This window comes from Burkholderia sp. AU16482, assembly GCF_002223285.1.
In the GTDB taxonomy this organism is placed as follows: Bacteria; Pseudomonadota; Gammaproteobacteria; order Burkholderiales; family Burkholderiaceae; genus Burkholderia; species Burkholderia semiarida.
On the sequence record NZ_NKEY01000006.1, the window covers coordinates 1,261,816 to 1,274,973 of the forward strand.

11 protein-coding genes are annotated in these 13,158 nt (G+C 69.2%); 5 read left to right on the forward strand and 6 right to left on the reverse strand.

Annotated features, from left to right (window positions below):
- Nucleotides 1-222: 222 nt before the first annotated feature.
- The 4 genes from CFB35_RS23060 to CFB35_RS23075 form a co-directional block, all read right to left on the reverse strand.
- A complete protein-coding gene (locus CFB35_RS23060) occupies nt 223-1,803 on the reverse strand; it encodes a trypsin-like peptidase domain-containing protein (RefSeq protein WP_089465585.1) in 1,581 nt (526 codons plus the stop codon).
- Nucleotides 1,804-2,166: 363 nt separating this feature from the next.
- On the reverse strand, nt 2,167-3,069 hold the full coding sequence (locus CFB35_RS23065) for a hypothetical protein (protein WP_256940227.1): 903 nt from the start codon (nt 3,067-3,069) through the stop codon (nt 2,167-2,169).
- Nucleotides 3,070-3,114: 45 nt separating this feature from the next.
- On the reverse strand, nt 3,115-3,960 hold the full coding sequence (locus CFB35_RS23070) for a CPBP family intramembrane glutamic endopeptidase (protein WP_059585037.1): 846 nt from the start codon (nt 3,958-3,960) through the stop codon (nt 3,115-3,117).
- A 366-nt stretch (nt 3,961-4,326) separates the two neighbouring features.
- Complete coding sequence (locus CFB35_RS23075; RefSeq protein ID WP_059585036.1) at nt 4,327-5,805, reverse strand: PLP-dependent aminotransferase family protein; 1,479 nt, start codon at nt 5,803-5,805, stop codon at nt 4,327-4,329.
- Between the two features lie 180 nt (nt 5,806-5,985).
- On the opposite strand from CFB35_RS23075, the gene CFB35_RS23080 reads away from it, so the two are divergent.
- Nucleotides 5,986-7,188, forward strand: coding sequence for a GNAT family N-acetyltransferase (locus tag CFB35_RS23080; RefSeq protein WP_059585035.1), 1,203 nt, complete (start codon nt 5,986-5,988; stop codon nt 7,186-7,188).
- Between the two features lie 23 nt (nt 7,189-7,211).
- On the opposite strand, the gene CFB35_RS23085 is transcribed toward CFB35_RS23080, so the two are convergent.
- Nucleotides 7,212-7,694 (reverse strand): DUF3331 domain-containing protein, encoded by a 483-nt coding sequence (locus CFB35_RS23085; protein WP_059585034.1) that lies wholly within the window; start codon nt 7,692-7,694, stop codon nt 7,212-7,214.
- Nucleotides 7,695-7,895: 201 nt separating this feature from the next.
- Here CFB35_RS23085 and CFB35_RS23090 point away from each other — a divergent pair, with 201 nt between their 5' ends.
- From CFB35_RS23090 to CFB35_RS23110, 4 genes are all read left to right on the forward strand, one after another.
- On the forward strand, nt 7,896-8,636 hold the full coding sequence (locus CFB35_RS23090; protein WP_059585033.1) for a GNAT family N-acetyltransferase: 741 nt from the start codon (nt 7,896-7,898) through the stop codon (nt 8,634-8,636).
- 345 nt (nt 8,637-8,981) lie between these two features.
- On the forward strand, nt 8,982-10,046 hold the full coding sequence (locus CFB35_RS23100) for a 2,3-butanediol dehydrogenase (RefSeq protein ID WP_059585032.1): 1,065 nt from the start codon (nt 8,982-8,984) through the stop codon (nt 10,044-10,046).
- Nucleotides 10,047-10,384: 338 nt separating this feature from the next.
- A complete protein-coding gene (locus CFB35_RS23105) occupies nt 10,385-11,041 on the forward strand; it encodes a VC0807 family protein (protein WP_059585133.1) in 657 nt (218 codons plus the stop codon).
- 99 nt (nt 11,042-11,140) lie between these two features.
- Entirely contained in the window at nt 11,141-12,007 is an 867-nt protein-coding gene (locus tag CFB35_RS23110) for a CPBP family intramembrane glutamic endopeptidase (protein ID WP_059585134.1), read from the forward strand.
- Between the two features lie 27 nt (nt 12,008-12,034).
- Here CFB35_RS23110 and CFB35_RS23115 read toward each other — a convergent pair whose 3' ends face one another.
- Complete coding sequence (locus CFB35_RS23115; RefSeq protein WP_059585031.1) at nt 12,035-13,015, reverse strand: aldo/keto reductase; 981 nt, start codon at nt 13,013-13,015, stop codon at nt 12,035-12,037.
- Nucleotides 13,016-13,158 lie beyond the last annotated feature (143 nt).

The following is a 13,158-nucleotide window of genomic DNA, read 5'->3' on the forward strand; positions in this document are numbered from 1 at the left end:
ACGGCCGTGCGCAACGCAAAAAAAAGCCCCCGAACGAGTCGGGGGCGCATGGGTACCGGCGCGATCCCGCTACCGGGCCCTGCGCCTGTGGGCTACTACGATCAAGCAAGCCGTTTTCATGCCGAATGGCTCCTGAATGTCATGAATGTCATGAATGCGTGGCGGCGAGCCGCCAGCGATATCGGCTGATGTTAGGCGGACCACGCCAGCCGCGTCAACGCCCTAACGCGTGCGCACCGAGACGAACTTCCGAGCGTTGTTGCGCTGGATCAGCACGGCGATCACGCTGCCGCCGTTCGCTTCGAGCGACGGCACGTCGTCCGGCGTCTCGAGCAGCGTGTCGTTGAGCGCCAGCACGACGTCGCCCGGCTGGATGCCCGCGCGCGCGGCCGGGCCGTGCACCGCGTCCACCATCATTCCGACCGCGAGCCCCGTCGAACGGCGCTCGTCATCGCTCAACGCGTGCATCGTCAGCCCGAGGCGGTCGCCGTGGTCGCCTGCTTCGCCCGCGGCTGGCCCCAACCGTGCAGCGGCCTTCGGCGCGGCCGTGCCGATTGTCGCGGCCGGGCCGCCGCCCGCATCGTCGGCGCCGACGATCGTCAGCTTCACCGGCGCACGGTTGCGGATCACGCGCAGCGGCGCCTTCGCGCCGGGCGGCAGCGCGGCGGCCAGGTCGTCCAGTTCCGCCGAGCGGCCGATGGCCTTGTCGCCCATCTTCACGATCACGTCGCCGGGCTTCAGCCCGGCCGCGGCGGCCGGCGAGCCGGGCGCGACGCCGTTGACGAGCGCGCCGGCCGGACGCGGCAGCCCGAACGCCGCGGCCAGACCGACGCCAACGTCCTGCACGTCGACGCCGAACGCATTGGCCGACGGCGGCGCGCCCGGAGCGGGCGCCTGAGCCGGCTGCGCCTGCATCTGCGCCTGCTGTTGCGCGCGCAACTGGGCGCGCACCTTGGCCGCGAATGCGATCGGGATGGCGAACGTCGTGCTCGCGTAGCGGTCGGCGCCCGTATAGACCTGCACCGCGATGCCGATCACGTCGCCCGCGCGATTGAACACGGGGCCGCCCGAGTTGTCCGGATTCGGCGCGATGTCGGTCTCGAAGAACGGAAACGCGCTGCCGTCCGGCAACCGGCGCGACGTCGCGCTGACGATGCCGGCCGTGACCGTGTTGCCCGATCCGTCCGGCGCGCCGATCGTCATCACCGGCTCGCCCGCGCGGACTTTCGACGAATCGCCGACGCGCACGAACGGCAGCTTCGTCGCGTCGACGTGCAGCACGGCGACATCGCTTTGCGGATCGACGGCCAGCACCGTCGCCTTGAATTCGCGGCGGTCGGTGAGGCGCACCGTCACGTCGGTCGCCTCGTCGACCACATGGGCGGACGTCAGGATCAGGCCATCGGCGCTGACGATGAAACCCGAGCCGCTGCCGGACACCGCGCGCGGCGCCGGATCGGGCGCCTGTGCCTGCGGCCCCTGCGCGGCCGGCGGCGCGCCATGCCGGAAGAACGCGGCGAGCGGATCGTCGGGATCGAGGGCGGCAAAGGCCGGGCCGCCGGTTTGCGGATCGGGGGTGGCGGCCATGACGGTCACGACCGCCGGGCCGTAGCGCTCGACGATCGCCGGGAAGTCGACCGGCATCGCATAAGGTGCGGCGGGCGGCCGCGCCTTCATCGCCGGCGGTGCGGCGTGCGGCGCGAGCGTGCCGGCAACGGCGGCGGGCGGCGGCAGGATTCCGGCGAACACGCCCCCGATCAACGCGGTGCGAAGCACGGCGCGAGCAAGCGTCTGGCAAACCACGGCGCACCTCCCCCGGCAGCCGCGACGCCGCCCTGCGCGAGACGCGCAGGCGTCCGACAAGCACCGGTACACCCAACCATTTATAGCCCAAGCGCCGGTTGGGACATACGAATCGAAACCCGTATGCCGGAAGGTGTCGCGGTGGTGGAACCGCGACGGCGTTCGTTTCGAACAAACTGCGCGGTTCGTCAATCCGAATATTCACCACGCATCGCTCACTGTGCGCGTCGCCGCCACCTCATCGTCGCGGTCCGCGGCCACCCATTTGCCGGTCGCGCATTGCCGACAGACCGCATGCGGCGCGCAAACAGCGAACGGTTCGTCATCGGCCTCCTTCCGTCGACGAACCGGCATCGACTCCAGTCAGTGGCACGACAACACAGCGACCCCACCAACGCCTTGCGTGTTCGGCACCGCCGCCGTGTAGCCGACGGCAACGAGCGGCTGAGCCGCGTCATGTCCGACGACGATCGATTGAATCGTCGCGGGCCCGGCGGTCTTCAACACGCCGTTCAACGGCACCTGCGTGTACGTCAACCCGTATTGCGCGCTCCCGAGCTTGATCGACAGGTCCAGCGTGGTGAGCATGCGCGTGACCGGATCGAGCGTGGCCGAAGCCGACACGAGCGTCCCGTCCGTGCCGCCCTCGTTGCTCGCCACCGTGTCGGCGATCACCTGCGTACACGAAAGCGGGCCGCCCGTCGCGGGCAATGACAGCGGCGTGCCGACCGCGTAGTGCACGCCCTGCGTATCGGCATAGGTATTGCCGTCGGTATCCATCGCGCGATTCCACCGGCCGATCGCCACATCGGTGCCGACGCCCTGGATCTCGGTCACGGCCCCGTGGTCGAGTCCGAGGCAGTCGGTCGCCGCCGCCGACGACGCCAGCGTCGTAAACGCGCCGCTTCCCTGCTGAACCAGGCTCGTTGCCGGCACATCGGCCGCCGTCATGTTGCGATTCTTCGCCCACTCGCTCGGCAAATTCGGCACCACGAGCACCGCGAGCTGGCCGTTGTTCGCCGCGACCGGCGACGCAGCGCCCGAATAGCTGAAGCTGCCGTTCGGGCGGCAGGCCGTGGGGACGGACGGCTGGGCAGGCGCGCCCGGCGCCGGCGTGGCGGGCGACGGGACCGTCGGCGTTCCCGCCGTGTCGTTGTTCGACGCGTTGCTGCCCGTTTTGGCCGCGCCACCGTCATCGCCGCCACATGCCGTCAGCATCAACACAGTACTCGCCAGCCCCACCAGACAGACTTGCTTGCCCCGCATGCTTCACCTCGTTTGCTCGTTGTAGAAGCCCGTCACCGCGCGCGTTCAGTTCGCGCCATCGTCGTTTGCCATACCGGCCGGCGCCATTCGCAGCGCATCGACCGACTTGACCAGCCCCCATGCGCCGACACCGCCCAACGCAAGCGCGCCGAACCACCAGGAAGCCGGCCAGATCTCGAGCAGGCTCTCCTTGGCAAGGACGAACGGCGATTTCAGCGCGACGATCACCACGGCCGTGTTGTAGCTGGCATGAATCAACATGCCCGGCAACAGCGATCGGGTAGCCGCATAGAGCTTTCCGATCAGCAAGCCGAGTCCGAATGCGAGCACGAACTGATAGACGTTCATATGCGCAAGACCGAACACCGCGGCCGAATGGGCGATAGCCGTTCCCTCCGGATACTGTCGCAGGAAGCTGCGCAGCATCACGCCGCGAAACAGCATCTCTTCGAGTAGCGGCGCAATCACGCAGGTCAATACGATCAGGCCGAGCCCGCCGTTGACATACACTTCCCGGGCTTCATCGCGGCTGCCGCTCCACGAGAAAAACTGCCCGATGCCGACTTCCAGCACGCTCATCGCCACCACCAATGCGGGCGTAATCAGCACGACGGGCACGAGAAATCGCCCGATCGTCGTTCGCCAGGAATCGACGCCATCGTGCAGCAAGCGACGGTAGGTGAATTTGCCGTGATGAAGCAGCACCGTAAATACGAGCCCATTCGCGAGCACGCGCCCGATACTGGCGATCGCCATCGGTTGCAGGCCGGCGCCGCGACCGGCCGACCAGATGATCGAGTTCGTCACATACTCGACCATGTTCAGCACGACGACGATAAAAAACGCTTCCAGCAGATTCGGGAAGCAATAGCGGCTTGAATCCGATTTCATGTCGTTCTATACGGTTTCGCAGGCGGCATATGCGGTGGTCGCGCACTCGGATGCCTGCGGCCGATCTCGTCGCGATCGGCATTGTTATTTATTGGAGCACTCGGCCGACGCGACTCATCGCGGCCTTCGTTCTCCGATATCCAGTGACGGCACAAAAGTAACCGTTTGTTACGGAGCGAAATCGTCGCTCATCGCAGAAGCCGTGACAAGCGACATTGACCATTTTTTACGATGGAAAAGACAAAACTTTCGATTCAGGCTGCGCGGTCGGAAATCGACAATATCGAGATATCGGCCGGATTTTTAAAATATTGAATGATTCGCGGCCCGCCATGGCCTTTAAAGCGCCGGTATTGAATCCACCCGTCACGCGTGACCCGCGCCCACCCGCTCCGCGATCGCCGACACCACCCGCAACATCGGCTCGAACGCATCCGCGGACGTATTGCCGAAACCGAGCACGAGCCCGTTGCCGGCCCGCCCCGCATCGATCGCGAAACCCGACAGCGGAAACGGCCCGATGCCGTGCGCGCGCGCCGCTTCGACGATCGCGCGATCGCGATAACGCGCCGGCAGCCGCAGCGCGAGATGCAGCCCGCAGGGGCCGCCCTCGACCTGGTGCGGCACGCTCAGGCTGCTGTCGAGCGCGGCGAGCAGCTCACGCCGCCGGTCGCGATACAGCCGGCGCATCCGGCCGAGATGCCGGCCGTACTCGCCCGTCTCGATGAAATCGGCGAGCGCGAGCTGCACATGGCGCGTCCCGCCGCGCAGCATCTCCGGCAACGCCGGCCGCACGGCGGCCAGCAGCGTGTCGGGCAGCACGAGAAAACCGATCCGCAGCGCCGGAAACATCGTCTTGCTGAACGAGCCGAGATAGACGACCGGCGAATCGGGCGCGAGCCCCTGCATCGCGCCGATCGGCTCGCCGGTGTGACGGAATTCGCTGTCGTAGTCGTCCTCGATGATCCACGCGCGATGGCGGCGTGCCGCATCGATCAGCGCGAGCCGGCGCGAGATCGACAGCACCGCGCCGGTCGGGAACTGGTTCGACGGCGTCGTGTAGACGAGGCGCGGCGGCCGCTCGCGCCAGTCGTCCGGTTCCGCGCGCAGCCCTTCCGCGTCGACGGGCATCGGCACGACGTCGAGGTCGGCCGCCTGCATCGCGGAGCGCGCGCCGCGATAGCCGGGCTCCTCGACCCACACCGTATCGCCCGGATTCGTCAGCAACTGCGCGCACAGCGCGATCGCGCCCTGTGCGCCTTCGGTGATCACGATCTGCTCGGGATAGCAGCGCACGCCGCGCGTGACGGCCAGGTGGCGCGCGATCGATTCGCGCAACGCGGGCTCGCCGAGCGGATCGCCGTACGCGAGCAGATCGCGGCCGGCGCGGCGCAATGCGCGATCGATCGCATGCCGCCACGCGTCCACCGGGAAATGCGACAGCGCGGGCACGCCCGGCCGGAAGCCCTCCGATTCGCCGGTGCCGACGAGGCTCGAGCGAATCCGGCCGAGCCGCTGCGCGACGGCTGGCGGCGCGGCACGCCGGCGCGGCGGCGCCGGCCGCGACAGCCCGACGACCCGCGTGCCGCGACGGTCCGACTGCAGGAAACCTTCGGCGACGAGCTGCTCGTATACCGCGGCCGTCGTATTGCGCGACACGCCGAGCGTGTCGGCCAGCGCGCGCGTGCCGGGCAGCCGCGTGCCGGCCGGCATCGCGCCGCCGAGAATCGCGTCGCGCAAGCGGCGCAGCAGCTGGCGCTGCAGCGACGGGGCGCCGGGCGTACGCGCCAGCGGCGCATCGAGCGGCAGCAACGGCGTGTCGTCGGGAAGAAAGGCAGTCGTCATCGGAACATCGCGGCGTGAAGAGGTCGGAACGGGACGGATGGTGAGCGGCGTACGGCTGGCGGCCACCGACCGTGGCACCATAAATTTGCCGCACGCTGGCGCTTCTCATGGTACCTCGCCGGGACTACGATCGTCTGCATGCCGGCATGTCGCCGGCCGCCAACCGAAGCGAGATCGACCTTGCCCACGCTCACCAACGCTTTCCAGCAGCCCATCGGCCAACCCGTTCCCGACTGGTCCGCGCGCCCGCGCCCCGAGCGCATCGCGCTCGAAGGCCGCTACTGCCGGCTCGAACCGCTCGACGCCGAACGCCACGCGGCCGATCTGTACGCCGCGTACGCGCAGGCGCCCGACGGCCGCGACTGGACCTATCTGGCTCACGGCCCGTACGCCGATGCGTCCAGCTACCGCGACTACGCGCGCGGCGCGCAGGCGAGCGCCGATCCGCTGCACTACACGGTGATCGATCGCGCCACGGGCCGCGCGGTCGGCACGCTCGCGCTGATGCGCATCGATCCGGCCAACGGCGTGATCGAGGTCGGTTCCGTCACGTTCTCGCCGCTGCTCAAGCACACGCCGGTATCGACCGAAGCGCAGTTCCTGCTGATGAAGTATGCGTTCGATACGCTCGGCTACCGCCGCTACGAATGGAAGTGCGACGACCTGAACGCGCCGTCGCGCAAGGCGGCCGCGCGCCTCGGCTTCCGCTACGAGGGCACGTTCCGGCAGGCGATGGTCTACCGCGGCCGCAATCGCGACACCGCGTGGTTCTCGATCATCGACGGCGAATGGCCGGACGTCCGCGCCGCGTTCGAAGCCTGGCTCGCGCCGGAGAATTTCGACGCCGAAGGCAACCAGCGCCAGTCGCTCACCGCGATCCGCCACGCGCAGGCCAACGCGCGCGACGCGGCCAGCCGCGCGAACGACGCGACGCGCGTCACGGTGCGCCCGCTCGTCGCCGCCGACGAAGCCGCGTGGCGCCCGCTGTGGCAGGGTTACCAGACGTTCTATGACACCGCGCTGAGCGACGCGGTGTTCGCGACCACATGGGCGCGCCTGATGGATCCGGACGAGCCGATGTTCGTGCTCGGCGCGTTCGATGCGTCGGGTGCGCTCGTCGGGATCGTGCACGCGATCTACCACCGCTCGTGCTGGACCGAAGGGCCGTACTGCTACCTGCAGGATCTGTACACGGCGCCCGACGCGCGCGGCCAGGGCGCGGGCGGCGCGCTGATCGAGGCCGTGTACGAACGGGCCCGCGAAGCCGGCGCGAGCCGCGTGTACTGGCTCACGCACGAGACCAACACGACCGCGCGCGCGCTGTACGACAAGCTCGCGAACAACGCCGGCTTCATCCAGTACCGGCACGATCTGAAGAAATGACGTCGCTCCCCGACGGCCGATGTTCAGCCATGAACATCGGCCGGATGGCGTGCGCCACCGTCTTCCGGCGCGCCATCGTGCGCCGCACCTGCCACGCCCGGCACCGCGGCCGGACAGATCATCTCGTCGCCGTTGGCCGGCACGGGCCGCCGCACCGGCCGAAACACCGGTTCGCCCGGCTCGATCGGCTGCCCGGACAGCGCGCAGCGCCCGGGCTGCAACGCGACGCGCAGGCGCCAGCGCTGCTCGCCGTAATGACACCGGCCGCTCTCGACCCAGCGCACCAGCAGCGCGTCGTCGCCCGCCTCCAGTACCGTGACGAACAGTTGCGGGCGCAACGGCGACGCCGCGGCGGTCGCCTGCTCAGGAATCGGCGTACGGCCGATCGTCACGAGCGGATGCGCGACCGCGCCGCCGCGCGACGGCATCGCATCGTCTTCGTCCAACGCCGACGCGTCGCACGACAGGTCTTCTTCGCAGATCGGGCTTTCCATGGTGTTGAGCATGCTTGGCGGCCGCGTGCAACGGGATGCCGCACGCGAGCGCAATCGGACTGGCGCACATGATACAAATTGAAGTTAACTTCAAGTAAAGAGGTAGCCTGCGCAACGGTCCGTTTCGGCGATCGCGGCAATGGCCGGCGCGACACGCGACGGCGTCCTGGTCTAAGCTGGCGCCTTCCCCCTGACAACGCCGCGCCCCTACGCATGCCGACCGCCTCCCCCGCCCCGGCCACGCTGTTCCCGCTCGACGAAGCCTGGTCCGATTTCCCCCGCCGCAAGGCGGCCGTACGCGCGTTCATCGCCGGGTACTGCGCCGCGCGCGACCGGCGCGACGCGCCGCTGCACGACGGCCCGGACGGCCATGTCGTGCAGTTCGACCGCGCGATGGGCCGGCCTTTCGAGCATTTCATGATCGAGGGTGCGCCCGAATCCGGCGCCGGCCCGTTTGCCGTCGGCGCGTGGATCACGCGCTACGGCGCGGCACCGCTGCCGCCCGCGCTGCGGGGCAGGACGCGCCGGCTGACCGACGAGCATTTCATGGCCGCCGATATCGACGGGCTGTCCGGCGACGACGCGCTCGCGCAAGCGCTCGCCTGCGACACGCCGGACGCAATCCAAGCGTTCAACACGAGCGGCGCCTTCCCGCCATTCCAGCCGAATCCCGCCGCGTTCCTGTTCGCGCACCGGCTCGACGGGCAGATCGCGGCCACCGCGCGCTACGGCTTCGCGTCGCCCCGCGATATCGTCGTCGACCGCGTCGGGACGGCGGACGCATACCGGCGCCGCGGCCTCGCGACGCAACTGCTCGCCGCGATCGTCGCGCACGCGCGGCACCGCGGTGCGCGCCGCGCGTGGCTCATCTCGACCGAAACCGGTCAGCCGCTGTACCGCGCCGCCGGATTCACGTCGCTCGCCGCGGTTGCCGTGGACGAAGTGCTCGCCTGAACGCGGAGCGGGCAACGCCCCCGTCACGTTCGTCTCGCGATTCGTCTCATCTCAGTGAGACGAACGTCCCGCCGTCTCACCCCGCCCGCCGTTTCGCTATCGCAGCAGAGCCGACGCTCCGTTTCTTCCGAATCGTTGCCGGCCGCCGGAAAGCGACATGGTGCAACGCACGCCACGCGTGCTTCGGCTTGCCACGCACCTCCCTGATTCACGCTGGCCCCGTTCCTGCATACCGGTCGATCGCGCAATCGCGCGACGGGCGCACCGGCAGCATTGCCGCGCACCCGACGACAACCCGACGGAGACAGCAACGTGAGCACACCGGCATCGATCACCCCGCCCAGCATGAAGGCCGCCGTCTGGCATGGCCGCCACGACATCCGCGTCGAAGAGGTTCCCGTTCCGCAGCGCCCGCCCGCGGGCTGGGTGACGATTCGCGTGCATTGGTGCGGCATCTGCGGCTCCGACCTGCACGAATACGTCGCCGGGCCCGTGTTCATTCCGGTCGACGCGCCGCACCCGCTGACCGGCCTGAAGGGCCAGTGCATCCTCGGCCACGAGTTCAGCGGCGAGATCGCCGAGTTGGGCGCGGGCGTGTCGGGCTTCGCGGTCGGCGACCGCGTGACGGCCGACGCGTGCCAGCATTGCGGCACCTGCTGGTACTGCCGGCACGGGCTGTACAACATCTGCGAGAACCTCGCGTTCACCGGGCTGATGAACAACGGCGCATTCGCCGAATACGTGAACGTGCCGGCCGAGCTGCTGTACAAGCTGCCCGACGATTTCCCGACCGAGGCCGGCGCGCTGATCGAACCGCTCGCGGTCGGGCTGCACGCGGTGAAGAAGGCCGGCAACATCGTCGGGCAGACCGTCGTCGTGGTCGGCGCGGGCACGATCGGCCTGTGCACGATCATGTGCGCGAAGGCCGCGGGCGCCGGGCGCGTGATCGCGCTGGAAATGTCGGCCGCGCGCAAGCAGAAGGCGCTGGAGGTGGGCGCGAGCGTCGTCATCGATCCGAAGACGTCCGATGCGATCGCCGAAGTCAGGGCGCTGACGGGCGGCTACGGCGCCGACGTGTCGTTCGAGTGCATCGGGCACACGGCCACCGCGAAGCTCGCGATCGACGTGATCCGCAAGGCCGGCAAGTCGGTGATGGTCGGCATCTTCGAGGAACCGGCGCCGTTCAACTTCTTCGACATCGTGTCGACCGAGAAGGAAGTGATCGGCTCGCTCGCGTACAACGGCGAATTCGCGGACGTGATCCGCTTCATCGCGGACGGCCGCATCGACGTGCAGCCGCTCATCACCGGGCGCATCGCGCTCGGCGACATCGTCACGCGCGGCTTCGAGGAATTGGTCAACCACAAGGACCGCAACGTGAAGATCATCGTCCAGCCGGCCGTCTCCTGACCGCACGCGCGCGCCCGCGGCATCCGCGGCATCGATTCGCGCCGCGGTGCGCAGGCCGCCGCTATGCCGTCGAGCGTCGCCCCTGCCCCTGCGCGGGCGGCGCGCTTGACTCCGCCTCCCTTCCCCGCGCGGCGTGGCACGCAACCCTCATCACCCCGGTCCGGGGCTGCCGCCATGCCGCGTTCCATCCGGACGCGGCACGCGGAAACATTCACAACCCCGAGCCCCGCGCGATTCTTCGATATACTGGACCGAACCCTTTTCAGGGCATTGTCGGGGCAACCGGGGGCGACCACGCCTTTCGCGCGTTCGCCCCGACCTGCGTGGGATGGCGCACCGTGAAACCGCGAGCCGGACTGATACTCGAACTCTTCGTCAACCTCGTGCTGCCGTGGGTAGCCTATCGGGTCGCGCATCCGTATTTCGGCGAAACCGGCGCGCTGTACGCGTCCGCGGTTCCGCCGATCGTCTGGTCGATCGTCGAATTCATCCGCTCGCGCCGCATCGACGCGGTGGCGGCCATCGTGCTGCTCGGCATCACGCTGTCGATCGTCGGGATGGCGTTCGGCGGCAGCCCGCGCACGCTGCTGATGCGCGAATCGATCGGCTCGGGCACGATCGGCATCGTGTTCCTGCTGTCGCTGTTGCGCGAACGCCCGCTGATCTACTATCTGGCCCGCGCCACCGTGGCCCGCGAGATGGACGGCGGCGCCGCGCACTTCGAAGCCGTCTGGGACGCGCAGCCGGGCCTGCGGCAGATGCTGCGGCTGATGACGTTCGTGTGGGGCGCGATCATGACGCTCGAGATGCTGCTGCGCTGGTGGATGGTCGCCAACTGGCCGGTCGAACGCGTGCTCGTCGTGTCGCCGGTGATGGGCTACACGGTGTTCGGCTGCCTGCTGCTGTGGACGTTCTGGTATCGGCGGCGGATGCGCGTGCGCAACAGCGTCGACATCCCGGGCCGCGGCGGCGTCACGGAAACCGCCGGCCGCTGACACGCGGTGCGCCGGCTGCCCGGCCGATGCCGCCCGGCCGCGTTTCACGGCGCCTGCTGTATGATGCGCGGCGTCTCGTCCGCCCATCCGTTTCCCGTCATGTCCCTTTCGCTCCTTCCGTGTGCCACGATCTGGATCGCCCTGTTCGCGGCCGCCGCATTCGCATGGCACCGCCCGCTGCACGGCCTGAGCATCGGCCTCGCCGTGCTCGGCTATGCGGGTGCGCTCGCATTCGGCCAGCTTGCGCCGATCACGCTGGCGCCGTTCGCGCTGCTGATCGCGGCCGCGTGGGGCGTGCTGCCCGAGCGCCCGCTCGCGGTGCGCATCGTGGCGCACCTCGTCTTCGCCGCGCTGGCGATCGCGCTGAGCCTGCACCTGATTCCGGGCTTCCACAATCCGCGCGTGATCGGGCCGATCCGCTTCACCCCGGACGCCGCGCCATTCACGATGTACCTGAACTTCGACAAGCCGCTCGTCGGGCTGTGGCTGTTGTGGGTGCTGCCGTGGGTCGCCCCCGGCGTCGCGCTGTCGCGCGCGCTGCGCACCGGCGTCGTGGCGGCCGTCGCCACGGCCGCCGCGTGCCTGGCCGGCGCGCTCGCGTTCGGGATGGTCGGCTGGGCGCCCAAATGGCCGCCGTCGGGCTGGCTGTGGCTCGTGAACAACCTGTTGCTGGTGACGCTCGCCGAGGAAGCGCTGTTTCGCGGCTACGTGCAAGGCGGGCTGACACGCATGTTCCGCGCGTACTCGTGGGGCCCGTGGGTCGCGCTCGCGGCGGGCGCGGTGCTGTTCGGCGCCGCGCACGCGGCGGGCGGCTGGCAATGGATCGTGCTCGGCACGGTGGCCGGCGTCGGCTACGGCCTCGCGTGGCGGCGCGGCGGACTGCTCGCCGCCGCGCTCGGGCACGCGGGGCTGAACGTCGTCCACTTCGGCCTGTTCACCTACCCGATGCTCGCCGCCGCGCGCTGAACGCGGCGCAGGTACCGCCGCCGCCACTCAGTTGAACCCGGCGACCGCGTGCGGCACGTACGGGCGTTCGAGCGTGGCGATTTCATCGTCGGTCAGCTTCAGCGCGAGCGCGCCGAGCGCATCGTCCAGTTGCCGCGGCTTCGAAATGCCGACGATCGGTGCGGTCACGCCGCGCTTTTGCGCGACCCACGCCAGCGCGACCTGCGCCCGCGGCACGTTGCGCGCGGCGGCGATCGCCGCGACGGCCTCGACGACCGCCTTGTCCGCATCGGCCGTGGCGTCGTACAGCCGCTGGCCGACGTCGTCCTTCTGCTGCCGTTCCGACGATTCGTCCCAGTTGCGCGTCAGGCGCCCGCGCGCGAGCGGGCTCCACGGAATCACCGCGATGCCTTCGTCCGCGCACAGCGGCAGCATTTCGCGCTCTTCCTCGCGATACAGCAGGTTCAGATGATTCTGCATGCTGACGAAGCGCGTCCAGCCGTTCTGCTTCGACGTGTGCAGCGCCTTCGCGAACTGCCACGCGAACATCGACGAGGCGCCGATATAGCGCGCCTTGCCGGCCTTCACGACATCGTGCAGCGCCTCGAGCGTCTCCTCGATCGGCGTGCCGTAGTCCCAGCGGTGAATCTGGTAGAGGTCGACGTAGTCGGTGCCGAGCCGCTTCAGGCTCTGGTCGATGTCGGTCATGATCGCCTTGCGCGACAGGCCGGCGCCGTTCGGCCCCGGCCGCATCCGGTAGAACACCTTGGTCGCGATCACGACGTCGTCGCGCTTCGCGAAATCGCGCAGCGCGCGGCCGACGATCTCCTCGGACGTTCCGTCCGAATACATGTTCGCGGTGTCGAAGAAATTGATGCCGGCCTCGACCGCCCGCTGGATGATCGGGCGGCTTTCCGCTTCCGGCAGCGTCCACGGATGCGTGCCGCGCGACGGCTCGCCGAACGTCATGCAGCCCAGCACCAGCTTCGACACGTCCAGCCCGGTCGACCCGAATTTCACGTATTCCATTGCACGCCTCGCCAATCAGGTGGGGATTGCGGCCGGATGCGCGCCGCGCATCCGCCAGACGTCGCATGGTATCCCGCATGCCGCGAACGCGCATGACCGCGCGCCGCGTGCAGGCTGCGTGAAAGGAGGCCCCTTGAAGGATG

What these genes read in the sequence shown, in the direction of transcription:
- CFB35_RS23085 (WP_059585034.1), bottom strand. Translation starts at nt 7,694, where the DNA reads ATGCTCAACACCATGGAAAGCCCGATCTGCGAAGAAGACCTGTCGTGC.
- CFB35_RS23075 (WP_059585036.1), bottom strand. Translation starts at nt 5,805, where the DNA reads ATGACGACTGCCTTTCTTCCCGACGACACGCCGTTGCTGCCGCTCGAT.
- CFB35_RS23110 (WP_059585134.1), top strand. Translation starts at nt 11,141, where the DNA reads ATGTCCCTTTCGCTCCTTCCGTGTGCCACGATCTGGATCGCCCTGTTC.
- CFB35_RS23115 (WP_059585031.1), bottom strand. Translation starts at nt 13,015, where the DNA reads ATGGAATACGTGAAATTCGGGTCGACCGGGCTGGACGTGTCGAAGCTG.
- CFB35_RS23070 (WP_059585037.1), bottom strand. Translation starts at nt 3,960, where the DNA reads ATGAAATCGGATTCAAGCCGCTATTGCTTCCCGAATCTGCTGGAAGCG.
- CFB35_RS23090 (WP_059585033.1), top strand. Translation starts at nt 7,896, where the DNA reads ATGCCGACCGCCTCCCCCGCCCCGGCCACGCTGTTCCCGCTCGACGAA.
- CFB35_RS23065 (WP_256940227.1), bottom strand. Translation starts at nt 3,069, where the DNA reads ATGCGGGGCAAGCAAGTCTGTCTGGTGGGGCTGGCGAGTACTGTGTTG.
- CFB35_RS23100 (WP_059585032.1), top strand. Translation starts at nt 8,982, where the DNA reads ATGAAGGCCGCCGTCTGGCATGGCCGCCACGACATCCGCGTCGAAGAG.